The following is a 26224-nucleotide window of genomic DNA, read 5'->3' as shown; positions in this document are numbered from 1 at the left end:
CTTCTGTTTTATAAAAATTTAATCAGGAAAACGGTTAAGAACCGCTTCTAACTCATCAAGCTTCTCGTTAAATACTTCAACCAATTTTGGTTCAAAGTGTGTGCCTTTTTGAGCGTTAATTTCATCAACTACGTTTTGCAGTGTCCAAGGTTCTTTATAGCATCGTTTATGGCGAAGTGCATCGTATACATCAGCAAGTGCAACTATACGACCAAATACATTAATTGCGTTTCCGCTTAAACCTTGTGGGTAACCAGAGCCATCCCATTTTTCATGATGCTCTTTTGCAATAATTGCGCCTGCACTAACAATCTCATGCGGCGAGTCTTTTAAAATAGTATAGCCTTTATCAGTATGGGTTTTCATCACTTCCCATTCTTGGGCGTCTAACTTTGCTGGTTTATTTAATACCGCATCAGGAATGCCCACTTTGCCTACATCATGAAGAGGCGACGCCAACCTTACTAAATCAGCATCATGCTTAGATAAGCCATACCCTTGTGCCAATATATGACAAATATGTGCTACACGCTTAACATGATTACCCGTTTCTGTTGAGCGTTGCTCTACCGCTTCACTTAACCTGTAAACAAGCTCTTGTTGCGTTGCTTCTATTTCAGACTGAAGTTGTACATTTTCAAACGCAAGTTGCACGTTTTGAGAGAAAATCTTAATTAAATGGCGCTGAGTATCCGTTAAATCCTTTGGAATACCTGATATAAATAGCATCGAATTATGATTGTACTCACTGCTACAATACGCAAATAAGTAGTTATCTTTATAAATAATGCTTTTTTCATTAAGCGCCTGATGACATGCACTTAACTGTTCAGCTTGTAATACCTCATCGAGCTCTTTACCTTCACTTTTTTCAAAGTCACCGGTACCCGAGCAAACAATTAATTTTTTATTATTTTGTGCTTCAGGATTTTGCGCAACTAAAGTAGTTGCATACATAGCTTGATCAGCAATACCAAGTAAAGAAGTTAACTGCTGCATAACGCCTTCAATAAAGTGTTCTATTGAATGCGCAGAAAAAATATCACGGGACGCTATAATTATTTTCTCAAGCCCTTCGCGTGACTGCTCAATCGAAATAATATCCCGATACGAGCGCAGGCTCGACATAATAACAGTAAATAATTTTTGAGCCGTTAGCTCTGTTTTAGATTTGTAATCGTTAATATCATAATTAATAATTACTTGTCGTTCAGGTGCTTGACCAGGTTGACCCGTTCTTAAAATAATTCGAATATGATTATTTTTAGCTTCTTCACGAATAAACTTAGCAACTTGCAAACCGGCATCATCGGTCTCCATTACTACATCAAGTAGTACAATGGCTGCATCTGGATGCTCTTTCACAAGCTCTTTTGCTTCAGCACCTGAGTAAGCACTAATAAATTCTAAGCGTTTATTTTGAAACTCAAAATCACTCAACGCTAGTTTTGTAACAGCATGAACTTCAGGTTCATCATCAACGATTAATACTTTCCAGGTACCGAGTTCAATCTCATTGATTGCTTCTTCTGGCTCATCTGAAAATAAAAAATCACCCATCATAGTCGAAATTCCTTCATGGCATTATTTAACGCACTAGCAGGCAATTATTATTCTTTAGGGCCACTGTGCAAACGTTACACGGTCATTATCACCAAAGTCTTTCACTGTTTTAATATTCACAAATGCCATTTTTTTGAAAAAATGACGAACAGCTTCACCTTGCTCAAAACCGTGTTCTATTAAAAGATAGCCACTAGATAACAAATAGTCACGTGATTGTGTAATTATTTGTTTAATATCAGACATTCCACAATCATCAGCCACTAATGCCGACAAAGGCTCAAAGCGCACATCGCCCTGATTTAAATGTATATCACTGCTTTCAATATAAGGTGGGTTAGTGACAATTAGGTTGAATTTCTCACCATGTAACTCGCTAAACCAGTTGCTTTGCTTAATGTGAACGTTATTAATCGCCAATCGCTGCTGGTTACGTGTAGCCAGTGCAACTGCATCGCTTACTCTATCTACTGCAATAATTTGCCAATTAGGCATTTCACTACCCAATGCCAACGCAATTGCACCAGTACCCGTGCCTAAATCAAGCACTTTAGCTGTAGCAGGTACAGCCACTTCAAGTGCTTGTTCTACTAACGTTTCAGTATCTGGTCGAGGTATTAAAGTTGTTGCGTTAACTTCAAGCGATAAGCTCCAAAATTCACGTTGCCCCGTAATATGTGCAACAGGTTCACCGTTTAAACGTCTTTGGCAAAATGTATTAAATTGCTGTTGTTGTTCGGCATTAAGCGCATGCTCTGGCCAAGTAAAAAGGTAACTGTGAGGTTTTTGAAGAATATGTAGAAGTAAAACTTGTGCGTCTAATTTAGCACTTTCGCTGCTAGGTGCTAATAAATTAGCGCCTGCAGCAATAGCTTGTTCAAGAGTTTGGCTCACGATTACTCGTCGCCCATAGCCGCTAATAAGTCAGCTTGATGTTCTTGCATTAATGGGTCAATAACGCAGCTTAAATCACCCGCTACCACTTCATTCAAACGATAAAGTGTTAAGTTAATACGGTGATCAGTAATACGACCTTGTGGGTAGTTATAAGTACGGATACGTTCAGAACGATCGCCACTACCTACTAAGTCACGACGTTCAGATGCTTCTGCCGCATGGCGCTTTTCATCTTCAGCCTGTTGCAAACGTGCTGCAAGTACCGACATCGCTTTAGCACGGTTTTTATGCTGTGAACGCTGATCCTGACACTCAACAACAACACCGGTAGGTATATGTGTAAGTCGAATAGCAGAATCTGTTTTATTAACGTGCTGACCACCTGCGCCTGATGCACGAAATGTATCAACTTTTAAATCTGCGGTATTAATTTGTATCGCTTCGGCCTCTGGTACTTCCGCCATTACCGCAACAGTACATGCAGAGGTATGAACTCGCCCTTGTGACTCAGTTTCTGGCACACGTTGTACGCGGTGTACACCTGATTCAAACTTTAATTGACCGTAAACGCCTTCGCCACTAATATTTGCAATAACTTCTTTGTAGCCACCGTGCTCACCCTCATTGGTGCTCACAACTTCTACTTTCCATTTTTTAGTTTCTGCATAGCGGCTGTACATACGGAATAAGTCGCCAGCAAAAATAGCCGCTTCATCACCGCCTGTTCCAGCGCGTACTTCAACAAACACGTTATTGTTATCTCGCGGATCTTTTGGCAACATTAATACTTGAATTTGATCTTCAATTACCAAAATTTGTGCTTTAGCTTCTTTATATTCTTCTTGCGCCATTTCACGCATTTCAGGGTCAGAATCTTTAAGCATTTCTTCTGCACTGGCTAAATCATCTTGCGTTTCTTTGTAAGTTAAAAACGTTTTTACAATCTCTTCAAGCTCAGAGTATTCTTTTGAAAGCCCACGAAAACGATTTTGATCACTAATGACCGACGGGTCGCTTAGTAGCGCTTGTACTTCTTCGTAACGCTCTACTAAGGTTTCTAATTTATTATAAACAGACTCTTTCATTTAACGGTTATTCCTGATCAATACCTAACATTTTTTTCAACTGGTTTAGCTGCGCCACTTCACCTTTTTTCGCTGCGTCTTGTATTGCACGGGTAGGCGCGTGCATTAAGCGATTGGTTAATTTATTGGCGAGCTCTAATATAATTTTTTCTGCATCTTTACCTGTATTTAGCTGACTAACAGCACGCTCTACAAGTTCTGACTTAATTGTTTGTACATCATTTCGATAATGGCGGATTAAATCTACCGAATCGAGTGAGCGCATCCACATTGCAAATTCTTTGGTGCGTTCAGTAATGATTATTTGCGCTTGCTGTGCAGCTTGCTCACGCGCTGCCATATTCTCGCTTACAATGGTTTGTAAGTCATCAACGGAATATAAATAGGCAGCATCTAGCTCACCTACTTGGCTTTCTATGTCGCGCGGAACCGCAATATCTATAAATAGCATAGGCTTGTGACGGCGCTGCTTAAGCGCTTGCTCAACCACCCCTTTACCAATAATAGGTAAAGTACTGGCGGTAGAACTAATGACTATATCGGCTTCATGTAAACGTTCTGGTAACTGTGCAAGTGCGATAACATCTGCCGACACTTCATCAGCAAGGCTGCGAGCACGTTCAATTGTTCTATTAGCTACCGTAATTTTTTTAGGCTCATTTTGATATAAATGTTTAGCAACCAGTTCAATGGTTTCACCAGCACCAATCAATAACACATTGGTTTGATCAAGCTTGCCATAAATATGTTTTGCTAAATTAACAGCCGCAAATGCAACCGACACGGCACTTGCGCCTATATTTGTTTCAGTGCGAACTTGCTTCGCTACCGAAAAGGTTTTTTGAAACAACCTATCAAAAGTAACCCCTATTGCATCGTGGGTTTTAGCACTAAAAAACGATTGCTTTATTTGCCCTAAAATTTGCGGCTCGCCTAACACAAGAGAATCCAACCCACACGCTACGCGCATTAAGTGGTTAATGGCGTCATTACCTTCATGGCAGTATATATTGCTGCTCAGTTCATGTTCATCCAAACCATGGAAACTGGCAAGCCAAGTTAACAGTGTTTGGGAATTTTGCTGAGCGAGGCTACAATAGATCTCGGTTCGATTACAGGTAGACACAATAACCGCTTCATTAAAGTCGGCATGGCCACTTAATTGTTGCAACGCCTCTGAAATTTGCTCAGGCGAAAAAGCCACTTTTTCACGTAATTCTACGGATGCGGTTTTGTGATTTATACCTAGTGCTATTATGGTCATATTTGCCAAATATTGCTGAGCCCTACTTCAAAGGCGGTAATTTTACCAAAAATCAGCGGAATATGGAAAGTAAGGAACAACATTTGATTCGACAATATTTGATTTTATTCATGTTTTTTTTATTATTAGGTGGCTGTGCCCATCAAATTGATACAAAAACAACACTTTATGATGATTGGAAGCCACGTTTAGCTGCTCAAAAAACTTGGCAGGTCGAGGGTAAACTCGCGTTTATAAGCCCAGAAGAGCGTCAATCTGCAAACTTAAATTGGCAGCAAACAACAAATTCCAATAATTTAATACTGACTACTTTTATTGGTACGCGTATTTTGTCGCTTAAACAAACAGCAAATGGTGCTGAATTAGAGTTTGACGGCGATGAGTACTTTGATACTAATGCTGCAGAGCTTTTAAAGCGTTTAACGGGTTTTACACTCCCTGTTGATAACGCCGATAACTGGCTTAAGGGCACCATTGACGATCAAAGTTTAGTCGTTGATGAACTAGGCCGCGCAAAGCAAGTATTATGGTTTGATAATACAGGCAAAAAATGGCAAATAGATTACGGCACTTACGTACAAAACGCAGGTTACTGGTTACCAACTAAACTGACGTTAAAGCATCAACAAATAAAAATAAAAATTCAACTCTACGATTGGCAGTTTAAATAAGTATGAATAACAAAACCTCTTTTTCACTTATTGCTCCGGCAAAACTCAATTTATTTTTACATATTAATGCTCGCCGAGAAGATGGCTATCATGAACTAGAAACCTTATTTACTTTTTTAAATTTTGGTGATGAGTTGCATTTTGAGCTAACAACAGACGGTGGTATTTCTGTCGGTGGTGATACTAAAGACATACCCCTAAATGATAATCTCATCTATAAAGCGGCTTTATTATTACAAACACACTGTAAAACCTCTTTGGGTGTAAAAATAAATTTAATTAAACGCTTACCGATGGGCGGAGGTGTTGGAGGTGGTTCATCCGATGCCGCAAGTACTTTATTAGCCCTAAATAAATTATGGAAATTAGAACTAAATTTAGAAATTCTAGCCCAATTAGGACTTAAATTAGGGGCTGATGTTCCGGTGTTCATACAAGGGCAAAGCGCCATAGCGCATGGTATTGGTGAGAAATTACACCAGGTAAAACTTGAACAAAAATGGTACTGCGTTGTACACCCAAATCAACATGTAAGTACCGCAAAAATATTTACACATCCAGATTTAAAACGCGACACACCAAAAATAATAGGCGATTGGAAACACCATACTTTAGCCAACGATTGTGAGCCTTTAGTTAAAAAGCTTTGCCCCGAGGTTGAAAAAACCCTCCAGTGGTTGCTAAAATACGCACCGTCGAAGATGACCGGAACAGGTTCATGTTGTTTTGTCGAATTTGCTAGTCAAGTTCAAGCACAAGATGTACTTGAAAATCTCCCCCATACTTGGCAGGGTTTTGTGGCTTCAAGCGCAAATGTCTCACCTGCTCATACGGAGTTAACCGCCATATTCGATCAATGAAGTAACGTACAAGTAATCATAAGTTAACTCGCAGTGGTATTTATCATTGCCCGTTAGTCCAAATATTCAGTGCCTGAGGAACCCTACCGTGCCTGACATGAAGCTCTTCGCTGGTAACGCAACACCTGAGTTAGCTCAAAAAGTTGCAAAACGTTTATATATTGAATTAGGCGATGCTGTTGTTGGCCGTTTTAGCGACGGTGAGATCAGTGTTCAAATAAATGAAAATGTTCGTGGCTCGGACGTTTTTATCTTGCAATCAACCTGTGCCCCTACAAACGATAACCTAATGGAACTTATCGTTATGGTTGATGCTCTACGTCGTGCATCTGCAGGTCGTATTACTGCCGTCATTCCTTATTTTGGTTATGCGCGCCAAGACCGTCGTGTACGTTCTGCCCGTGTTCCAATTACCGCTAAAGTTGTTGCCGATTTCTTATCAAGCGTTGGTGTTGACCGTGTTCTTACGGTTGATTTACACGCTGAACAAATCCAAGGCTTCTTTGATGTACCAGTAGACAACGTATTTGGCAGCCCTGTATTACTTGAAGATATGAAAGAACGCGACTTTGAAGACGTCGTTGTTGTATCTCCAGATATTGGTGGTGTTGTACGCGCACGTGCAATTGCAAAACTACTAAACGATACCGATTTAGCAATCATTGATAAACGTCGCCCTCAAGCAAACGTTTCTCAAGTAATGCACATTATTGGTGACGTTGAAGGTCGTGATTGTATTATCGTAGATGATATGATTGATACCGGTGGTACGTTATGTAAAGCCGCAGAAGCACTTAAAGAACATGGCGCTAAACGCGTATTTGCATACGCAACGCACCCTATTCTTTCAGGTAAAGCAGCAGAAAACTTACGTGACTCGATGATTGACGAAGTAATTGTAACTGACTCAATTCCGCTATCTGACGAGCTTAAAGCCCTTGATAAAATTAAGGTACTTACGCTTGCTGACATGTTAGCAGAGACTATTCGTCGTATTAGTAACGAAGAATCTATCTCAGCGATGTTTGAACACTAAAATTAAACATTCCTGAGTATAAAGGCGCCTTTTGGCGCTTTTTTTGTAAGCGATGTTTATTTTGTCTGGGCGTGGTGGTATGATAGCGCGCCTTTTGGCTAGGGACCTTGGTCGCAAAGGCCCTACACATTTTAATAACTGGAGACATCATGTCTAACAAAACTTATACATATAACGCTGAACTTCGCGTAGAAACTGGTACTGGTGCGAGCCGCCGCCTACGTCGCGAAGACAAAGTTCCTGCAATCCTTTACGGAGCTGACAAAGAAGCTTTATCTCTTACTTTTGCTCATAAAGATATGATCAAAGCACAAGAAGACGAAGGTTTTTACACGCATATCCTTACGCTTAACGTAGATGGCGAAGCTGTTGAAGTAATCTTAAAAGATATCCAACGTCACCCATTCAAGCCTAAGCTTACTCACCTTGATTTCCAACGTGTAGATGCTACTCATAAATTTCAAACTAAAGTTCCTCTTCACTTCATCGGTGAAGATATTGTAACTAAAGCTGGCGCAACTGTTGTTCACCAGTTAACTGAAGTTGAAATTACGTGTCTTCCAAAAGCACTTCCAGAATTCATTGAAGTAGATGTTTCTAAGTTTGTTGTTGGCGATTCTGTTCATATTTCTGACCTTACTTTCCCTAAAGGCGTTAGCTCTGTAGATTTAGGTAAAGGCGAAGGCCATGATCAGTCTATCCTGACTATCAAAGCAAACAAAGCAGCTCCAGTTGAAGACGACGCTGCAGCAGCAGAATAATTTTTAAGGTCTCGCAACCTTGAATTCTATTCAAATGCTTGTGGGCCTGGCTAATCCAGGCCCCGAATACGCAAACACACGCCACAATGCAGGTGCTTGGTTCATCGAGCAAATCGCTGCACGCTACAACTGCACCCTAAAATACGATCCTAAATATCACGGCCTTACAGGCAAAGTGATCATTCAAGGCCAAGAATTCAAATTATTGATCCCCACTACTTACATGAATTTAAGTGGTAAAGCGGTCGGTAGTTTAGCTAATTTTTTCAAAATCCCTGTCGAGGACATTTTAGTTGCCCATGACGAATTGGATTTAGACCCAGGCGTTGCCAAGTTAAAAAAAGGCGGCGGGCATGGCGGTCATAATGGTTTAAAAGACATTATTGCAAAAATGGCAAATCAAAAAGACTTTATGCGCTTGCGCATTGGTGTAGGTCATCCGGGGCATCGTGAAATGGTTACTGGTTGGGTGCTTGGAAAAGCGGCCAAAGCAGACCAAGAAAAAATGGATGCTGCCGTTGATGAAGCAGTTCGTTGCATGGAAATACTTGCAAAAGATGGTGTGTTAAAAGCACAAAACAGACTACATTCGTTTAAACCCTAGTAACTTGGGTCCAAGTACACCGTTTAAACGAATTCTAAACAAGGTATCTTACTATGGGTTTTAAATGTGGCATCGTTGGCTTGCCTAACGTTGGTAAATCAACGCTTTTCAATGCACTAACTAAAGCGGGTATTGAAGCCGCTAACTTTCCTTTTTGTACCATTGAGCCTAATACAGGTGTGGTACCTGTGCCAGATCCTCGTCTAGACGAACTTGCTAAAATAGTTAATCCTCAACGAGTTCTTACTACCAGTATGGAATTTGTAGACATTGCTGGCTTAGTAAAAGGCGCATCTAAAGGTGAAGGCCTTGGTAACCAGTTTTTAGCTAACATTCGTGAAACCGATGCAATTGGCCACGTAGTTCGCTGTTTTGAAGATGAAAACATCATCCACGTAGCAGGCACTATTGACCCTGCTGACGATATTGACGTAATCAACACTGAGTTAGTACTTGCTGATATGGATAGCGCCGAAAAAGCCCTTTTCCGTAATTCAAAAAAAGCAAAAGGTGGCGATAAAGACGCTAAAGAGCAAAATGCTGTACTTGAAAAAGTAAAAGTGCATCTTGACGAAGGCTTAACTTTACGTGGTCTAGCACTAACTAAAGAAGAAAAAGCAGCAATCAGCTCTATTAACTTCTTAACGATTAAACCAACAATGTATATTGCAAACGTTGCTGAAGATGGTTTTGAAAATAACCCATACCTTGACCGCGTACGCGCTATTGCCGCAGCTGAAGATGCGATTGTTGTTCCTGTATGTGCCGCTATCGAGTCTGAGCTTTCAGAACTAGATGACGAAGACAAGCTAGAGTTTATGGCTGATCTTGGTCTAGAAGAGCCAGGTCTTAACCTTGTTATTCGTGGTGGTTATGAATTACTACAATTACAAACTTATTTCACAGCTGGCGTAAAAGAAGTACGCGCATGGACAATCCCTGTAGGTGCAACAGCACCACAAGCAGCGGGTAAAATCCATACCGACTTCGAGCGTGGCTTTATCCGTGCGCAAACTATTGCTTTTGACGACTTTGTTGCCTTTAAAGGTGAGAGTGGCGCAAAAGAAGCAGGTAAGATGCGTCAAGAAGGTAAAGAGTACATTGTTAAAGATGGCGATGTAATGAACTTCTTGTTCAACGTATAAGTACAAATTAAACCAATTTCACTTGGTAATAATTTTTAAAGGCTCGTTTTTACGAGCCTTTTTTGTATTTAAGCATTATAAAAATAATAATTAGCCTCAACTAGTCTATCTTTGTAATATCGCTTAATTAAAGAAGTACAGGGTTAATTAAGATTCCGCGCCTTAAAGGCAGCTAAAAAAACAGCATTTTTATTAAATTTTAGCCTGTTAGCTTAATTTTCCTGCAAACAAACACAGTTAAGTGTTTTTTTGCAAAAAAGGTGTTGACGAATTTGGGTCATATCAGCATAATACGCCCCGCACTCAGCGATGAAGTGCTAACAAAAAAAGATGGCTAAGTAGCTCAGCTGGTTAGAGCACATCACTCATAATGATGGGGTCACAGGTTCAAATCCCGTCTTAGCCACCATTATTTTTTTGTTGCTCAATGAAGAGTTTAAAATAACTACCTTGTGTGCGGGAGTGGCGGAATTGGTAGACGCGCTGGATTTAGGTTCCAGTATCTTAGGATGTGAGAGTTCAAGTCTCTCCTTCCGCACCATAATTCTTGATAAGAATTAAAACTATCAATTGTTATTGTTGGGATATCGCCAAGCGGTAAGGCACCAGGTTTTGATCCTGGCATTCCCAGGTTCAAATCCTGGTATCCCAGCCAACAATGGCTAAGTAGCTCAGCTGGTTAGAGCACATCACTCATAATGATGGGGTCACAGGTTCAAATCCCGTCTTAGCCACCATTTCTTCTTTTAGAAATGGCTCTGCAAGAGTTAAATTGCAGCTCAATGAAGAGTTTAAAATAACTACCTGTACTTTATTGTACAAACGATGCGGGAGTGGCGGAATTGGTAGACGCGCTGGATTTAGGTTCCAGTAACTTCGGTTGTGAGAGTTCAAGTCTCTCTTTCCGCACCATTTCTTGATANGTTGGGATATCGCCAAGCGGTAAGGCACCAGGTTTTGATCCTGGCATTCCCAGGTTCAAATCCTGGTATCCCAGCCAATTTGACTCCTCTGTCTAAAACTTCTCAATACTCATTAAATTCAACTTACTTTTTCTGCACTTAAATAAACATTTATAAATTCATCTATATTTATTGGTTTGCTATATAAATACCCTTGTAAATAATCACAGTTAAGACTCAACAACGCCTGTTCTACCTCTTTAGTTTCTATTCCTTCAGCAACTACATCGCAATTTAATCGACTCGCTAAAAACAATGTAGATTCTACAATGGCGTAATCAGGCGAGTTAGTAAGCATATCTTTGACAAACGACTGATCAATTTTTATTTGATTGATTGGCAGCTCTCTTAATAATGACAGTGACGAAAAGCCAGTACCAAAGTCATCAACACTAAATTTAAACCCGCGCATACTCAACTGTTGCATCATTTTTCTAGCAGCCGGTATATTTGTCATCATTGCACCTTCTGTAATTTCAAAAATTAACGAGTCGCTTAATGTAGGGTCGGTTGCGAGTAAACTAATTATAAAATCGTAAAACTCGCTGCTTTCAATATCTTTAGTCGATAAGTTGACATGTATAGTACCGGTGAAACCAAATAGCTTGAGCTTTCTAATATGATTAACAGCTTCTTGTACAACCCATTTCGATAAAGGAAAAATAAGCCCTGTACGCTCAGCTACGGTTATAAACTTTTCTGGACTAATAAAGCTACCATCATCTTGCGGCCATCGGATAAGCGCTTCTAGGCCATGTAATTGCAGATCTTTAGAGTCCATTATGGGTTGTAAATAAAGCTCAAACTCATCTTTATGTAATGCCACTTTAATTTTGGCTGATAAATCAAAAAAGTCCTCAGCTCGTTTACCTATTGCAGATGAGTAATTTACCAAAGGTTGAAATGTTTTTTTAGCTTCATGCAGTGCCAAGTCAGCTTTTTTTAATAGCTGATCGGGCAATCGGCTATCATCAGGAAAACGGCTTACGCCTATACTTAATTGTATTTTAACCATTTGCTCATTCGTACAAAACGGACTTTTGACGGCTGAGTTTATAATGTTTACACAATAATTCATGCTTTCATCTGTATCGGTATGCAATAAAAAAGCAAACTCATCGCCACCTATTCGATATAACTTAGCAATGCCGCATAATTCTTTATTTAGTTTATTGGCAAATGCAGCCAAGAGTTGGTCACCACACTGATGCCCAAACGCATCATTAATTTGTTTAAAGTTATTTAAGTCGATATAAAATAGTGAAAATGGGGAAGGATATTCAACTTGTTTACTTAAAGATTTAAAAAATTTATCGCGGTTAGGTAGAGTTGTTAAGTTATCGTGCTCAGTTTGATATTTTTGATACTGCGTTGCTTGCTCTATTTTAAGAATACTTTTTAAGCTCAGTTTAATAACTAAAAAAACAAACCCACCACCGCCAAGTAACAACATAGCCACCATATTCATAACGACGGGTGCAATGTCGTGGTTTGAAAAATAATAGAGTATCCACCAATACCCTATAATAAAAAAAATAATAGCGCATAGCAGTACACTCCATGCTCTTTGCGATGTTTTTTTGCAAACTTTAACGGTTGTTTTTAAGCTAGCAACAAGTAGTAGCGCACCTAAAATAATTATTACTGTAAAAAAATTATCCACACACAGGCTCTTTAAAGTTATTAAATTGCGATTTAGTGATGTAACACCAGTTAAATTAAAACCGTGTTCAATATAGCCGAGTCACTATTTGCTGACTTAAAAACAGACATAAAAAAAGGCTCATAAATGAGCCTTTCTAATATCTACTTTAAATTTAGCCTAAATCACCACTAATTGCGTATTTTAAAACCCAGTTTTTTATCGGCCCCGTATTATTAGCCATTTTTAAAAACTGGCTGCGTGCCCATTTAAGTGGCGTAATTTGATTAGAAAACCCAAAGTAACACGCGTCCATCATGCTCATCATTAATAAATTAGCCCTGCGGCGAGCTCGCTCGTATTCTTTAAGTTTTAGTGGGCAACCTATATCTCCTGCTTCGTTTAAAACCTCAGCAAGTGCCACTACGTCCTGAAAACCTAAATTAACGCCCTGCCCTGCAAGGGGATTAATTGTATGCGCAGCGTCGCCCACTAAAACCAAGCGCCCTTGCGAATAATTATTAGCATGTTGGCGAGTAAGCGGAAATACTGCATGGGTTTGTACTTCAAAGTCTCCAGCAAGTTCTGGGAATTTATTCAGTACGTGCGTTTTTAACTGAGTTGGGTTTAACCCTTTAAATGCTTGCAATGTATTTGCATCGTCGTACCAAATTAAATTAGCGTACGGTGCCTGCATTGGTAAAAATGCTAACGGCCCACTTGGTGTAAACTGTTGCCATGTTTTAATTTGTTGCGGTGCATCGAGTTTAATTAACACCCCCATGCAATGCTGTTGGTACTGCCAACCCGTAATACCAATATTCGCCTTATCGCGCAGCTGCGATTGCCCACCATCGGCGGCAATTACTAAATCAGCCGTATAAGTTTGATCACCATACACAAGCGTAATTAAATCATCCGTTTGCTCTATTTTAGTTACCGGCAATGATTGCTCAATAACCTCAATCTTATAATGCCCAAATTGCTGCCACAAGCTTGCTTGAATTAAACTATTTTCAATCAAGTGGCCTAAATGTGTCGTGTTTATGTCGGCGCAATCAAATAATAAATTGTCACCACCGCGCTCAAAAGCCTCTAATTGTTGATATGGTGCAATGCGGTTTTGCCTTAATAGAGGCATTGCCCCTAATTCATCAAGTAAATTTTCTGAAAAACGATTAATAGCAGACACCCTAATATCCACCTTATCGCTACTAAGAATGTGCGATGGGTCTATTAGGTGTTTTTCAATTATGCGCACACCAAAGCCTTGCTGAGCCAGCTTTATCGCCATAGCTGCGCCAACCATGCCCCCGCCAACCACTATCACATTATTTTTGGTCATGTTTTTCATCATTTTATTATTACTTGAGTCTGTTTTGATTGTATCAAAATTAATTTGTTTTATACCAGAGGATATCCCTAACAGCACATTAAACTCGCCCCGTATTGATTTGAGATCACAAACATGAAAACTATACTTGGATCTGGGCGGGTATCCAGCTAAAATACGCCTCCTTTAAGTGAGCATGCTTGCTCCTTAATCCTGTTTCTAGCACATTTTTGTGCCACTATCGAATTGAACACGAGGCAATATTTCAATGAGCAAAAAGCTGCATATTAAAACCTGGGGTTGTCAGATGAACGAATACGACTCTCAGAAAATGGCTGAACTTTTAGATGCCACCAACGGCTACCAGCTAACTGATGATGCAACAGATGCCGACGTAATCTTACTTAACACCTGTTCAATTCGTGAAAAAGCACAAGAAAAAGTATTTCACCAGTTAGGTCGTTGGAAGTTGTTAAAAGACGATAAGCCAGACTTAATAATTGGTGTAGGTGGTTGTGTTGCCTCACAAGAAGGTGACTCTATTCGCCAACGCGCTCCATTTGTAGATGTTATTTTTGGCCCGCAAACATTGCATCGTTTACCAGAAATGATTAAACAAGTGCAAGGCAACAAAGGCTCATCGGTTGTTGATATTTCATTCCCAGAGATTGAAAAGTTTGACCGCCTGCCAGAGCCAAAAGCGGATGGCCCATCTGCGTTTGTATCAATTATGGAAGGCTGTTCTAAATACTGTACTTTTTGTGTTGTACCGTATACTCGCGGCGAAGAAGTTAGCCGCCCAGTAGATGACGTACTACTTGAAATCGCACAGCTTGCTGAGCAAAACGTACGTGAAGTAAACCTACTAGGCCAAAACGTAAACGCATACCGCGGCGACACGCACGATGGCGAAATATGTTACTTCTCAGATTTAATTCGTCTTATTGCTGCTATTGATGGTATTGACCGTATTCGTTACACCACATCGCACCCGGTAGAATTTACGCCTGATATAATCGACGTTTACGCTGATGTACCAGAGCTTGTAGATCACTTACACCTACCAGTACAAAGTGGTTCAGACCGTATATTAAACCTAATGAAACGTGGCCATACGGCAATTGAATACAAATCGACAATTCGTAAGTTACGCAAAATTCGTCCTAACTTAAGCATGTCGTCAGATTTCATTATTGGTTTCCCAGGCGAAAGTAAAGAAGACTTTGAAGCGACCATGAAGCTTATTAGCGACATTGGTTTTGATATGAGCTTTAGCTTTATTTACAGTGCCCGCCCAGGTACGCCAGCGGCAGATTTGCCAGATGACGTAACAGAGCAAGAGAAAAAAGAACGCTTATACTTACTACAAAACCGTATTACACAAATGGCGCAGCAAATTAGCCGTCAAATGTTCGATACAGAGCAACGTATACTTGTTGAAGGTCCTTCTAAAAAGAACCCAATGGAATTACGTGGCCGTACCGAAAATAATCGTGTAGTAAATTTTGTTGGCCCGCACACAGTGATCGGACAGTTTGTTGACGTACGTATTACCGAAGCACTACCTAACTCTTTACGTGGTGACTTAATTCGTACAGAATCAGAAATGAACTTACGACGTGAAATCGCTCCTTCAGCTATTTTAACTAAAGCTGCAGCTGCAGAGCCAAAACCAGACACTGTTAACGAAATTGGCGTAGCTACTTTCGTTCCTTAGTCACACTATTAGCGCCAGTTAACGCTGGCGCAGTACTATAGGAAGCAATTTTGAGTAATCAGTTAAAAACATTAGAGATTTATTTAGAACCTGCCGATAACAAACGCCTTTCTTCTTTATGTGGCCCGTTTGACGAAAACATCAAACAAATTGAACGCCACCTGGCTGTTGAAATAATTCACCGTGACAACTTTTTTAAAGTAACCGGTAAACTACACAACTGCGCCGGCGCTGTAGAAATCTTAAAAAACCTTTATGTTGATACTCAGCCAGTTCGTGGTGTTTTAGGCGAAATAGAACCCGAAGCCGTTCATTTAGCTATTACCGAATCAAAAGCCCTAGAGCAAGACGCATCAAGCAGCGCTTACGGCAAAGAAATGGTGATTAAAACGCGCCGTGGTGTTATTAAACCACGTAACGATAACCAAGGTGTTTATGTGGCTAATATTTTAAACCACGACATTACCTTTGGTATTGGCCCTGCTGGTACTGGTAAAACCTACCTTGCAGTTGCTGCCGCCGTTGACGCCCTTGAGCGCCAAGAAATACGCCGCATATTATTAACGCGCCCTGCTGTAGAAGCCGGCGAAAAGCTTGGTTTTTTACCAGGTGATTTAAGTCAAAAAATAGACCCATATCTGCGCCCTCTTTACGACGCTCTTTTTGAAATGCTAGGTTTTGAAAAAGTAGAAAAACTCATCGAAAAAAATATCATTGAAGTCGCTCCGCTTGCTTACATGCGCGGACGCACTTTAAACGATGCCTTTATTATTTTAGATGAAAGCCAAAATACCACCGCTGAGCAAATGAAAATGTTTTTAACCCGTATAGGGTTTAACTCAAAAGCGGTTATTACAGGCGATATAACACAGGTCGATTTACCTCGTGGAACACGCTCAGGCCTTCGCCATGCAATGGAAGTACTTGATGGCGTAAACGAAATTAGCTTTAACTACTTTAAAGCCCAAGACGTAGTACGCCACCCTGTTGTAGCACGCATAGTTGAAGCCTACGAGCGAAACGACGAAAGCGAGCGACTAAAGCGCATTGAAAAGCAAAATGCAAAAGACGCACTTGCTGCTCTTCAACAGCCTACTACTAAAGAGTAATACTTTGACAACCGAACTTGATTTACAAATAGCCTGTGAGTTTGACAACCTCCCAAGCGAAGAGCAATTTGCACTGTGGGCCGACAAAGCCCTTAGCCAATACCGTGACGAGTCAGAACTCAGTATCGTTATTAGCGACGAAGCGCAATCGCAACAACTTAATAACGACTATCGCGGTAAAAATAAACCGACCAACGTACTGTCGTTCGAATTTGAAGCACCACCAGGAATAGATATTCCTTTGGTTGGTGATTTAATTATTTGCCCAGCCATTGTATTAGCTGAAGCAATTGAGCAAGAGAAGTCATTTCATGACCACTTTGCTCACATGGTTATTCACGGATGCTTGCATTTGCTTGGATTTGACCATATAAAGAGTGACGATGCTTTAGAGATGGAAAGCATCGAAAAGCAATTACTTGCAGAGCTAAACATAGCAGACCCATACCGGGACGATATTTAAATTAACGGAGCAATTAGACGCAATGAGCGACGGTAACTCGCAATCTAGCCAGGGTTCTTCTGGCAAAACGTGGTTGGGCAGAATAGCCCAAATGTTGCAAGGGGAACCCCAGAATAGAGAAGAGCTGGTCGAAGTTATTGCCGATGCGCAAGAACGAGACGTAATCGATCCTGAAACAAAAGAGATGATAGAAGGTGTGCTTGGCGTGTCTGAGCTTAAAGTGCGAGACATAATGGTTCCGCGCTCACAAATGATCACTCTTGAGATCGACAGCCCGCTTGAAGAGCTAATTCCAATGATGGTTGACTCAACTCACTCACGTTTTCCAGTGGTGATTGAAGACAAAGACCATGTAGAAGGTTTTTTACTCGCTAAAGATTTATTGCCACTGATCTTAAATAAAGACGAGCATTTACCATCAATACGCGATTATTTACGCCCAGCAATGGTAGTACCTGAGAGCAAACGTGTTGATACATTGCTAAACGAATTCCGTCAGCAACGCTACCATATGGCTGTTGTTATTGACGAATACGGCGGCGTATCGGGCTTGGTAACGATTGAAGATATTCTTGAAATAATTGTTGGCGAAATCGAAGATGAGCACGACGAAGAAGAAGAACATCAAGATATTCGTCGACTTGCTAAACATGTTCACGTAGTGCAAGCACTCACACCTGTAGATGACTTTAACGAGCATTTTAAAACAGGCTACAGCACAGACGAAGCCGATACTATTGGCGGAACTGTACTGCACGCATTTGGCCATATGCCAAGCCGTGGTGAAACGATTGACATAGAAGGTTACCAATTTAAAGTAACCAACGCCGACAATCGTCGTATTTTGCAACTGCAAGTCACCGTTCCTAAGGCTGATGATAACGACAGTGAAGAAACTGCTAACTAGACTTACCCTATTAGCAAAAGATAAAAAAGCATGGCTCGCACTCGTTGCGGGCCTTGTTTTAACTTTTGGCTACGCCCCCTTTGAAATTTGGCCCATCGTATTTATTAGCCTTGGTGCCATAATTTTTTGCGTTAATCCCAATAATACCGGTAAAGCACACGCAAAAACCGCTGCTAAATATGGCTTTATATTTGGCCTAGGCTGGTTTGGTGCGGGTATAAGCTGGGTACATGTTTCTATTGCCACCTTTGGCGGTATGCCGCTTATAGCATCGCTCTCGTTAATGGCATTTTTGTGTGCCTACTTAGCATTATTTCCCGCACTTGCCTTTTGGGCAACTACACGCTTTGCCGCTGGTCCTAAAAGCTTTGGCGCATTGCTTATTGCCTGCTTTGCAATTAGCGAGTATTTACGTAGTACCGTACTTACCGGTTTCCCGTGGTTAAGTTTTGGCTACACACAAACCGACGGACCTTTAAGGTTGCTTGCCCCTTATATTGGCGAGTTTGGCTTAACACTCACCTGTGTCGCTATTGGCTTTGCACTATATAGACTTACCCAAAAAGATTTTAAAACCCCGGCGGTTACTGCGACAGCTGTTGCGCTTATTTTTACAGGCGCAAGCACCACCGGCAGTATTCATTACACAGATAAAAACATGTCAGTATTGCTCGTACAAGGGAACATACAGCAGCACCTGCGCTTTGAGCCAAGTGAGTTTTGGACCACAATGAGCAAATACCAAGACCTGACACGCCCACATTGGGATGCCGACTTAATAGTATGGCCAGAAGCCGCAGTGCCTGAAATAGAAATGCTTGCTGATTCCTACCTAGCCAATTTAGACAGTGCAGCCTCGTTTAATAAAACCGCCCTTGTAACCGGTATTGTTGACTATCAGCGAGACACCAAAAATATATTCAACACGCTTATTGTGGTCGGTAATAAAGAACGCGGCGACGAGCACGGGCATTATCATTACCTTGATAAAAACCGCTATCAAAAACACCAGCTATTACCCATTGGCGAATTTGTACCGTTTCAAGACTTTTTGCGCCCTATTGCCCCATTATTCGATTTACCTATGTCATCGTTTACCCGTGGCGACAAAGTGCAAAACAACTTACGCGCCAATGGCTATAACTTACTCCCCGCTATTTGCTACGAAATTGTTTTTGCAGATTTAGTACGCGGTAATTACAAAAGCGATTCCGACCTACTCTTTACTGTAAGTAACGATGCCTGGTTTGGCGACTCTATTGGACCTTTGCAACATATGCAAATAGCCCGTATGCGGTCGCTCGAGCTACAACGCCCTCTAGTGCGTGTTACAAACAATGGTGTAAGCGCCGTATACGACCCTATAAGCCACACACAACAAACCATGCCTCAGTTTGAAGCTACAACATTGAAAGCTAACATTAAGCTCATAAAAGGCGACAGCGTGTACAGCCAATACGGCAATGTGTTTGTATGGGGATTTGTGTTGTTGATGGGAGTTGTTGGCGTTCGATATGTATCTTCCAAGTGATTTTCTCCAGTATCACAAAATAACGATAAACGTTTTATTTAGTAATAATGGTGCCAAATTTGATTGAACAAAACAGCTTAATAGAGTTTTCTAAACTAAACTTAAATTTTGCAGAGTGCGCCTATGATTGTGATGCAAGTGAATTTGTTGAAGAGGAAGTAGTCATAGATCCAGTAACATATAAATCGAATCATATTTATAGATTCAAAAGCTTTTATTTAGATCATATGAACTTTTCAGAGTACTCTCTATATCCATATCAAGTTTTATTTATTAAAAACAAAGCTTATTTAATGTATGAAATAAGTGAAATTATCTTTATTTGGGTGTGCTATTCAGAACCCAACTATAGAAATAGAGGTCTTATGTCATTATTAATAAAACACTTAAAAAGCATATACCCAAATAAACAAATTCAAATTGATACTTTTAATAGAAGCTTGCAAAAAATTAGTAAAGCAAGTGGTATAAAGCTATTCAGGGACTGATTAAGCGTTGGAATAACCGAAAGCTTTATTTACAATTTCAATAAACGTATTAAACCATAATACCAACTAAGCGCTGCCACCGTGCCATGAGTTTCTTCTTCAAAGTAACGTTGATTTATATATAAACTGTTACTCGGGTGCGCTTTTAGTTTTTTAGCAAGCTCTAAGCCCCATTTATAATTAGCCTCTCCAATTTCACCAAAAGCTGCATTATTAGCAAAAGTAAAATATACATTGCCTTTAAGCTGCTTATTTATAAGCTGTTGCTCGTCAAAATAACGATTGAGATAATTATTATCCCAAAGGTAGGTTGCATCAATAATTAAGTAATCAGTAAATAAAGAGTGATTTGTAAGTAAAACATAACTTGCGAACAAGCCGCCGAAAGATTCCCCAATTAATACCCGCTTATTTGATGTACGGTAATTTTTATTAATGAAGGGAATAAGTTCTTTTTCAAAAAAAACAGTGTAGTTTGCGGCATTGCCAATGTTTTCAAATTTTTCGAGTAGCTTGCCGTTAAAAGTCCAATCGACATTGGTAGGGGTAAAGTCGCGCTCTCTTATCGCATTTTTACTGTTAGGAACAGCGACAATAATTGCTTGTTGAATTTGTTTTTCTAGCCGCTCAGTACTGAGTGCTTCAACGAGCCCCGCTAAGGCTTTTAAATGGGTTGGACCGCCATCAAGCAAGTAAATAACAGGATATACTCGTTCGAGGTTTTGCTTGTAGCTTGGTGGTAAATAAACACTATAACTGCGCTGCTCACCTAAAATAATAGACTTAAGCTGATGTTTTTTTGCTAACACAATATTTTCTGATGCATACGAAGCTGTAATAAAATACAGATAACTAAACGCCATTAATAAAGCTTTCATAACCATCCTTGTAATTAATAAGAGCAAACTTAACTTTTTACAGTCTCTTCTACCGTTTCAACATTTACAACTTGATTCAAGTTGCCTTTAATAACCACAGTGGCTGATATTTTATCTTGAATGGCTTGTCTGTTTGGATCCCAATATATCTGTAAAAAGCCCAATAAGCCCGTTGCAAAGCCTGCGCCGTAGCCGCCGTAGCGACCAAAACAATCTAATAAACCTAATGGCTCACCGCTTAAGGCAACCACACGAATATTACATACCTTTTTACCCGGTGTTTGGCCGCGCCAAAGTAACGAGAACAACGTAAAGTAAACAGCAGCCCAACCAAACCCTAAGCCTAAGTCTTGAATAATGCCTTTGCTCCACTGCAAAATACTATTTGTGGTTGTTTGTGCAGGTTTTTCTTCTATTAACTGTGCAGGCTTTATTTCGTTATTTTCACTGAGCACTAGTAGCTGTAAAAGTACGGTAGCAAGTTGTGGGTTTTGTAGGTCGTCCATTTCTGCTAATTTAGGTACTTGCCCGATTAAATTATCAAGCGCGTTTTGTTGGCAAGGTTGCTCACAGCTTTCATCAGCTGTTTGTGCTAAATAAGTATTTACCCGTTGTTTTTCTGTGGCGGTAAGCTGTATTTCATCTTGTATTTTTACGCCCTGAACAGCTAAACCTTGATCAGTGTTATCGTCTTCTAGGTAATCAATGCCAATTGAAAGCACTGTAAGTGCGCTTACAAATAAAATACTTGCTGCCGTTATTTTTAAGATTCTTCGCCACACATTCGACATTTTTGGAAGGTATTGCTGTGCCGTACCTTTATAAAAGGCCATTGCAGCAATAAATGCTATTAAAGCCGCGCTGAGTTTGGCTGCTAAAAATATCAGTGCTACATCAATAATAATCGCTAGTGCACGCCGAATTGGCGTAGCTAAAGGCAAGCCCAGTAAAGCACTGTCTATTTTAAAGGCGTAGGGGGTAATAACTTCTCGGGTTTCAGAATTTGATAATTCTAATTGTTCTATCTCTTTGGCTTTCATTTATTTTCTTGTTATTAAAATAGGTAACCCGGTTAACTTACGCGTTTTTTATTTTTTGCTCAAGATAAAGCTAATAGAATCAGTGCACAAAAAAGGGCTGCATAAAATGCAGCCCTTCATGTTTTTACTCAATGTTTATTACTGACTAGCAATTATACCGTTGGATAATCGGTATAGCCTTGCTCTGCACCACCAAACAAAGTGTCGGGGTTGTGGCTGTTAAGAGGCTTGCCTTGCTTTAAGCGTGCTGGTAAGTCTGGGTTTGATACAAATGGGCGACCAAAACCAATCATGTCGGCCCAGCCTTCGCTAAGTGCTTTGTCTGCGCGCTCTTTTGTGTACTTGCCTGCGTAAATTAATACACCGCTGTAGGCTTTACGAATAGCGTGTTTAAACTCAACACTCATTAAAGGTGCGTCATCCCAATCAGCTTCGGCTATATGCATGTAACCCACGCTGGCTTTATTTAATGCCTCCGAAACCGCTAAATAAGTTTCCTCAGGGTTTTCGTCTACTGTGCCATTAAGAATTGTTAACGGGGCTAGTCTTACGCCTACTTTGCTGCTACCAATTTCGTCGCTAACAGCATTTACCACTTCAATTAAAAAACGTATTCGGTTTTGCACGCTGCCACCATATTCATCGGTGCGAGCATTTGATTCTGAATCTAAAAATTGGTTAATAAGGTAACCATTTGCAGCATGAAGCTCTATGCCATCAAATCCTGCATTAACTGCATTTTTAGCAGCTTGGCGAAATTCGCCTATGACATGCGTAATATCTTGTTTGCTCATTTCGCGTGGGAGTTGGGTGTCTACAAACCCCGGTGCGCCGTTTGTATCTACAAATACTTTTACGTCTTTTGCAGCAATGGCCGAGGCTGAAATAGGCTGCACGCCACCGGTGTTGTCACTATGAGTTACACGGCCAACATGCCAAAGCTGAGCAAACATAACGCCACCAGCACTATGTACTGCGTTGGTTACTTTACTCCAACCTACAACTTGCTCATTTGAATAAATACCCGGAGTCCAAGCGTAGCCTTTGCCAAGTTCACTAATTTGTGTGCCTTCGCTTACAATTAGCCCGGCACTTGCGCGCTGTGCGTAATATGTTGCCATTAAGTCGTTAGCTATATCGCCAGGCTGTGTTGAACGCGAGCGAGTCATTGGGGGCATAACAATACGGTTTTTTAATGTTTTACCTGCAAGTTCTATTGGTTCAAAAAGTAATGTCATAATGCCTCCTAAGTTTGATTGCACTCATAATAACGTAACAAAGCACATGCAAAAACAACAAAAACTGCAAAATAGTTTTGTTGTATCTGCAATAAAGCTACAAAGTAAAACACATTAACTTTAGGTGAACTAAATGTATTTTATTGACTCTTAACAGCACTATTAAGTTGAGGGTTTGATGTGAATAAAGGGAATGCGTGGCCGTGGGTTATCTCGTTATGTATACATGGCGTGTTGCTGTACTTATTACTTTCACATAAATTACTTTCGCAAAAAATAAAAGTTGAAGTACCTCCAACAAAAAAAGACACCGTAATAAACGCTTATGTAATGGTTAACTTATCAACGCAACCTAAGTTAAGCACCGTTAACACCACCACTAACGCACCGATTGTTGAGCCTGCAAAGTTAGAGGTAAAAAAAGCACCTGAATCTGTAAGCACCAATAAAATACCTACAACTCAAACACAAGCTACTAAAGCACCCAAACAACGTGACGAAAAACCAAAAACAACAACAGTAACAAAGTCCACTATTACAAATAAATCTCACCCCTCTGCCCACACCATTAATACCAACACGCAAACGTTTAAAAAACTTAACCCGTATGCGCCTATTTATGGCGCACCTATAAATAACTTAACGCATAAAAAAATGGTCACGTTTGGCGAAGCAGATAACTCAGACAGTACTGATGATGCAATAGCTGCCACGCCCACAATTAAATCACCGGTTAAATCACCGGTTAAATCACAAAAATCGGAAGTTATTAGCCAAAATACAATAGGCACACGACGATTAGAAAAATTTAACGGTAAATGCTATTTAATTGATACTTCAACCGTATTTGGTAGTAATGGCATGCCTCAAGGTAGCGCGCAGACCTGCCCTGGTGAGCAAACTGATGATGAAATATTATTTAATAAAATAATGGATAAGTGGGCTCGTAAAAATAATTAGTTTTAAATTAGTGAACAAATACGTTATTAAAGCGTATTGGTTGTAAGTACCCCACTTACTTAATGCGAATTAGGAAACACGTATGACAACAAAGCAACTATCATCACTTTTTGTATTTAATTTATTAGCTGTAAGTGCACAAGCGAATGCAAACCAGCGCTGGTACGTTGTTAACGACTCAGTAATGGGCGGTGTATCTAATAGCCAAGTAACACAAACTCAAGAAAGTTTGCTTTTTACAGGCAATGTTTCGCTTGATAATAACGGCGGTTTTGCATCAATACGTACAGAGCTAAATACACAAAGCCAAAATACTAAAGCTATAGCACTGCGCGTTAAAGGGGATGGACAAACCTATCAGCTTAGGCTCAGAACTACCAATTATCTTGATGGCGCAGCGTACACCCACTCATTTAAAACAGTAAAAAATGAATGGGTAGATATAAACTTTGCTCCGAGTGATTTTACTTTAACGTATCGCGGCCGCGTGCTTGAGCAACAACCGATTATTGATTTTGATGATATAAAACAGCTAGACTTTATGATTGCAGGCAAGCAAGAAGGTAGGTTTAAACTTGAAGTGGGTAAAAGTGAGTTTAAAAGCTAGCCCACCAGTATGTTGGTGGCGCTAAATAGTATAGTCGTCGCCCCGTCTCTTCATTTCACTAATAACCAGCTCAACCATTTGTTGTTTTATTGCTGCTTGCTCTGACTTTAACTCCCCTAATTGCAGCTCTAACATATCTATTTGTTCTTGCTGTTGCGTATTTTTATATTTTTTAGAGCCTAAGTGCTCTGCATCTAGAGTTAAACTCGCATCACTTTTATTTAGCTCACTTGCAGAAGTATTTATAGTTAAACTACGTTGTACGGGGCTTTGTTTAAGTTTATTAATTTGTTCTTGCAGCGCAATAACTCGCCCAGTGAAGTGCTTGTATACTTTTTCTAGGTTTTTATATTGATTGCCAAACGTTGCGTTATCTTCACTATATTCTGGCGCTTTGGTATCTAGAAACTTTGATAACACATATTTTGGCTCTTCCTCATTTTCTTCCTCGCTCTTTTCTTCACTCGCTTTTTCAACAGGTAGTTTATCTGATTGCGCTAAAGTTTGAGCATTTGAGCTGTGTACTTGGTATGCAATGGGAGTCGGTGAAATCTTCATTATTTTATCCCTAAAATAGCTTTGTCTCTTTTATAGGTATCGACCTCGTATTAAAATTCTTGAGTAAATTTTATTGTTAGCTAAAAGCAAAAAGCCCCACTTTATTAAAGTAGGGCTTATACCAATTTATTAAACTAACTCGTTGCTTACTTAGTGCTTTGCTTATCTTGTGAGAGCGCAATAAGTGCAAGCGCCGCATTTAGGCGAGTATTTAAATTATTATAAATAGTCATTCCAAACACACCGATAATACAAACTATTAAACCCATTTGTAGGTTAACGCTCATCTCTAGTAAAAAAACAGCTGCAACTAGTAAGCATAGCGCTAATGCATAAATAATAGATTGAAAGGTAAAGTTAATATCACCCTTGGCTATTTTAAGTAATTCGTCTTTATTCATAATTTACTTCCTTGTTATTTGATCACTAAGACTCAATTGCCAGTAACTCTACTTCAAATATAAGTACTGAGGCAGGAGGAATACTCCCTACACGTTTTTCGCCGTACGCTAATTGGTGCGGTACATATAGCGTGTATTTATCGCCGGGGCTCATAAGTTGTAAGCCCTCAGTCCAACCTTTAATAACTTGGTGCAAACCAAAGCTAATAGGTGTTTTACGCTCTACTGAACTGTCAAACACAGTGCCGTCGATTAGTGTGCCGTGGTAATGCACGTTAACCATACTTTTTGGGGTTGGTGTGTTTTCGTTTTCGCTTTTATGGATTACTTTATACTGCAAGCCAGAAGTCGTTTCTACTACACCTTCTACCTTTGCGTTAGCGGCTAAATAATCTGCACCTATTTGTGCATTTATGCCTGCTTGTTGTTTTGCTTTTTTACTATTTTGAAATATTAAAAAACAAAAAATGGCGATAACTACCGCCAAAATTATATTAATCATCA

26 protein-coding genes and 6 tRNA genes are annotated in these 26224 nt (G+C 40.0%); 20 read left to right on the top strand and 12 right to left on the bottom strand.

The genetic code is table 11. The annotated features are described in order from the left end of the window. Positions 1 to 18: 18 nt before the first annotated feature. The 4 genes from GQR45_RS08970 to hemA are packed head-to-tail and all read right to left on the bottom strand — an operon-like array spanning position 19 to position 4809. Positions 19 to 1563, bottom strand: coding sequence for a response regulator (locus GQR45_RS08970; RefSeq protein WP_007583964.1), 1545 nt, complete (start codon positions 1561 to 1563; stop codon positions 19 to 21). 54 nt (positions 1564 to 1617) lie between these two features. Then, the gene (gene prmC / locus GQR45_RS08965) at positions 1618 to 2457 is read right to left on the bottom strand and encodes a peptide chain release factor N(5)-glutamine methyltransferase (protein ID WP_165725705.1); all 840 of its coding nucleotides are present in this window, start codon (positions 2455 to 2457) and stop codon (positions 1618 to 1620) included. A 2-nt stretch (positions 2458 to 2459) separates the two neighbouring features. Beyond that, positions 2460 to 3545 carry a peptide chain release factor 1 gene (prfA, locus tag GQR45_RS08960; RefSeq protein WP_007583962.1) on the bottom strand — a complete coding sequence of 362 codons (1086 nt, stop codon included), beginning with the start codon at positions 3543 to 3545 and terminating at the stop codon, positions 2460 to 2462. Between the two features lie 7 nt (positions 3546 to 3552). Continuing rightward, positions 3553 to 4809: a glutamyl-tRNA reductase gene (hemA, locus tag GQR45_RS08955; RefSeq protein ID WP_010554718.1), complete on the bottom strand. Its 1257-nt coding sequence runs from the start codon at positions 4807 to 4809 to the stop codon at positions 3553 to 3555. A gap of 83 nt (positions 4810 to 4892) precedes the next feature. Between hemA and lolB the strand changes: the two genes are divergently transcribed. The 12 genes from lolB to GQR45_RS08895 all read left to right on the top strand — a co-directional run bounded on the left by lolB (position 4893) and on the right by GQR45_RS08895 (position 10886). Beyond that, complete coding sequence (gene lolB, locus GQR45_RS08950) at positions 4893 to 5480, top strand: lipoprotein insertase outer membrane protein LolB (RefSeq protein ID WP_101164113.1); 588 nt, start codon at positions 4893 to 4895, stop codon at positions 5478 to 5480. A 2-nt stretch (positions 5481 to 5482) separates the two neighbouring features. Then, entirely contained in the window at positions 5483 to 6340 is an 858-nt protein-coding gene (gene ispE, locus GQR45_RS08945) for a 4-(cytidine 5'-diphospho)-2-C-methyl-D-erythritol kinase (RefSeq protein WP_165725704.1), read from the top strand. A gap of 88 nt (positions 6341 to 6428) precedes the next feature. Further along, a complete protein-coding gene (locus GQR45_RS08940; RefSeq protein WP_007583957.1) occupies positions 6429 to 7376 on the top strand; it encodes a ribose-phosphate pyrophosphokinase in 948 nt (315 codons plus the stop codon). A 149-nt stretch (positions 7377 to 7525) separates the two neighbouring features. Then, a complete protein-coding gene (locus GQR45_RS08935; protein WP_008171830.1) occupies positions 7526 to 8137 on the top strand; it encodes a 50S ribosomal protein L25/general stress protein Ctc in 612 nt (203 codons plus the stop codon). Between the two features lie 19 nt (positions 8138 to 8156). Next, positions 8157 to 8741 carry an aminoacyl-tRNA hydrolase gene (pth, locus tag GQR45_RS08930; protein ID WP_007583954.1) on the top strand — a complete coding sequence of 195 codons (585 nt, stop codon included), beginning with the start codon at positions 8157 to 8159 and terminating at the stop codon, positions 8739 to 8741. Positions 8742 to 8794: 53 nt separating this feature from the next. Next, positions 8795 to 9886: a redox-regulated ATPase YchF gene (gene ychF / locus GQR45_RS08925; RefSeq protein WP_007583951.1), complete on the top strand. Its 1092-nt coding sequence runs from the start codon at positions 8795 to 8797 to the stop codon at positions 9884 to 9886. Positions 9887 to 10218: 332 nt separating this feature from the next. Beyond that, positions 10219 to 10295 (top strand) — tRNA-Met (locus GQR45_RS08920). Positions 10296 to 10342: 47 nt separating this feature from the next. Then, positions 10343 to 10427: transfer RNA gene (locus GQR45_RS08915), tRNA-Leu, on the top strand. 39 nt (positions 10428 to 10466) lie between these two features. Then, positions 10467 to 10541: transfer RNA gene (locus GQR45_RS08910), tRNA-Gln, on the top strand. Between the two features lie 5 nt (positions 10542 to 10546). After that, positions 10547 to 10623: transfer RNA gene (locus GQR45_RS08905), tRNA-Met, on the top strand. A gap of 90 nt (positions 10624 to 10713) precedes the next feature. Further along, positions 10714 to 10798, top strand: a tRNA-Leu gene (locus tag GQR45_RS08900). Between the two features lie 13 nt (positions 10799 to 10811). Next, positions 10812 to 10886: transfer RNA gene (locus GQR45_RS08895), tRNA-Gln, on the top strand. Between the two features lie 41 nt (positions 10887 to 10927). On the opposite strand, the gene GQR45_RS08890 is transcribed toward GQR45_RS08895, so the two are convergent. Together GQR45_RS08890 and GQR45_RS08885 are read right to left on the bottom strand one after the other, a co-directional pair. Then, positions 10928 to 12511 (bottom strand): bifunctional diguanylate cyclase/phosphodiesterase, encoded by a 1584-nt coding sequence (locus tag GQR45_RS08890; protein WP_007585601.1) that lies wholly within the window; start codon positions 12509 to 12511, stop codon positions 10928 to 10930. Between the two features lie 154 nt (positions 12512 to 12665). Then, the gene (locus GQR45_RS08885) at positions 12666 to 13922 is read right to left on the bottom strand and encodes an FAD-dependent monooxygenase (protein ID WP_024593866.1); all 1257 of its coding nucleotides are present in this window, start codon (positions 13920 to 13922) and stop codon (positions 12666 to 12668) included. Between the two features lie 169 nt (positions 13923 to 14091). Between GQR45_RS08885 and miaB the strand changes: the two genes are divergently transcribed. The 6 genes from miaB to GQR45_RS08855 are packed head-to-tail and all read left to right on the top strand — an operon-like array spanning position 14092 to position 20038. Continuing rightward, positions 14092 to 15540, top strand: coding sequence for a tRNA (N6-isopentenyl adenosine(37)-C2)-methylthiotransferase MiaB (gene miaB / locus GQR45_RS08880; protein ID WP_010554713.1), 1449 nt, complete (start codon positions 14092 to 14094; stop codon positions 15538 to 15540). Between the two features lie 50 nt (positions 15541 to 15590). Further along, positions 15591 to 16649 carry a PhoH family protein gene (locus GQR45_RS08875; protein ID WP_007585598.1) on the top strand — a complete coding sequence of 353 codons (1059 nt, stop codon included), beginning with the start codon at positions 15591 to 15593 and terminating at the stop codon, positions 16647 to 16649. 4 nt (positions 16650 to 16653) lie between these two features. Continuing rightward, positions 16654 to 17112, top strand: a complete 459-nt coding sequence (ybeY, locus tag GQR45_RS08870; RefSeq protein WP_002958542.1) for an rRNA maturation RNase YbeY — start codon at positions 16654 to 16656, stop codon at positions 17110 to 17112. A 22-nt stretch (positions 17113 to 17134) separates the two neighbouring features. Beyond that, complete coding sequence (corC, locus tag GQR45_RS08865; protein ID WP_007585597.1) at positions 17135 to 18019, top strand: CNNM family magnesium/cobalt transport protein CorC; 885 nt, start codon at positions 17135 to 17137, stop codon at positions 18017 to 18019. Further along, entirely contained in the window at positions 18000 to 19550 is a 1551-nt protein-coding gene (lnt, locus tag GQR45_RS08860) for an apolipoprotein N-acyltransferase (protein WP_346774197.1), read from the top strand. The genes corC and lnt overlap by 20 nt, the downstream gene beginning before the upstream one ends. 59 nt (positions 19551 to 19609) lie before the next feature. Further along, positions 19610 to 20038: a hypothetical protein gene (locus GQR45_RS08855; RefSeq protein ID WP_165725702.1), complete on the top strand. Its 429-nt coding sequence runs from the start codon at positions 19610 to 19612 to the stop codon at positions 20036 to 20038. 29 nt (positions 20039 to 20067) lie between these two features. On the opposite strand, the gene GQR45_RS08850 is transcribed toward GQR45_RS08855, so the two are convergent. From GQR45_RS08850 to GQR45_RS08840, 3 genes are all read right to left on the bottom strand, one after another. Continuing rightward, the gene (locus GQR45_RS08850; RefSeq protein WP_165725701.1) at positions 20068 to 20916 is read right to left on the bottom strand and encodes an alpha/beta hydrolase-fold protein; all 849 of its coding nucleotides are present in this window, start codon (positions 20914 to 20916) and stop codon (positions 20068 to 20070) included. A 29-nt stretch (positions 20917 to 20945) separates the two neighbouring features. Continuing rightward, positions 20946 to 21956: an RDD family protein gene (locus tag GQR45_RS08845; RefSeq protein ID WP_165725700.1), complete on the bottom strand. Its 1011-nt coding sequence runs from the start codon at positions 21954 to 21956 to the stop codon at positions 20946 to 20948. A gap of 152 nt (positions 21957 to 22108) precedes the next feature. Further along, positions 22109 to 23194, bottom strand: a complete 1086-nt coding sequence (locus GQR45_RS08840) for an alkene reductase (RefSeq protein WP_165725699.1) — start codon at positions 23192 to 23194, stop codon at positions 22109 to 22111. 180 nt (positions 23195 to 23374) lie between these two features. Here GQR45_RS08840 and GQR45_RS08835 point away from each other — a divergent pair, with 180 nt between their 5' ends. Together GQR45_RS08835 and GQR45_RS08830 are read left to right on the top strand one after the other, a co-directional pair. Continuing rightward, positions 23375 to 24154 carry a hypothetical protein gene (locus GQR45_RS08835; RefSeq protein ID WP_165725698.1) on the top strand — a complete coding sequence of 260 codons (780 nt, stop codon included), beginning with the start codon at positions 23375 to 23377 and terminating at the stop codon, positions 24152 to 24154. Positions 24155 to 24236: 82 nt separating this feature from the next. Then, the gene (locus GQR45_RS08830) at positions 24237 to 24761 is read left to right on the top strand and encodes a CIA30 family protein (protein WP_165725697.1); all 525 of its coding nucleotides are present in this window, start codon (positions 24237 to 24239) and stop codon (positions 24759 to 24761) included. Between the two features lie 21 nt (positions 24762 to 24782). Here the strand turns inward: GQR45_RS08830 and GQR45_RS08825 are convergent, their stop codons facing one another. The 3 genes from GQR45_RS08825 to GQR45_RS08815 form a co-directional block, all read right to left on the bottom strand. Then, positions 24783 to 25319, bottom strand: a complete 537-nt coding sequence (locus tag GQR45_RS08825; protein WP_165725696.1) for a hypothetical protein — start codon at positions 25317 to 25319, stop codon at positions 24783 to 24785. 146 nt (positions 25320 to 25465) lie between these two features. After that, the gene (locus GQR45_RS08820; protein WP_165725695.1) at positions 25466 to 25720 is read right to left on the bottom strand and encodes a hypothetical protein; all 255 of its coding nucleotides are present in this window, start codon (positions 25718 to 25720) and stop codon (positions 25466 to 25468) included. A gap of 25 nt (positions 25721 to 25745) precedes the next feature. Further along, a complete protein-coding gene (locus GQR45_RS08815; protein ID WP_007585579.1) occupies positions 25746 to 26222 on the bottom strand; it encodes an FKBP-type peptidyl-prolyl cis-trans isomerase in 477 nt (158 codons plus the stop codon). Positions 26223 to 26224: the final 2 nt, after the last annotated feature.

The sequence above is a fragment of the Pseudoalteromonas sp. SA25 genome, assembly GCF_011378705.1.
GTDB classification, from domain to species: domain Bacteria; phylum Pseudomonadota; class Gammaproteobacteria; order Enterobacterales; family Alteromonadaceae; genus Pseudoalteromonas; species Pseudoalteromonas arctica.
This window is presented reverse-complemented; position numbering and strand designations above follow the sequence as displayed.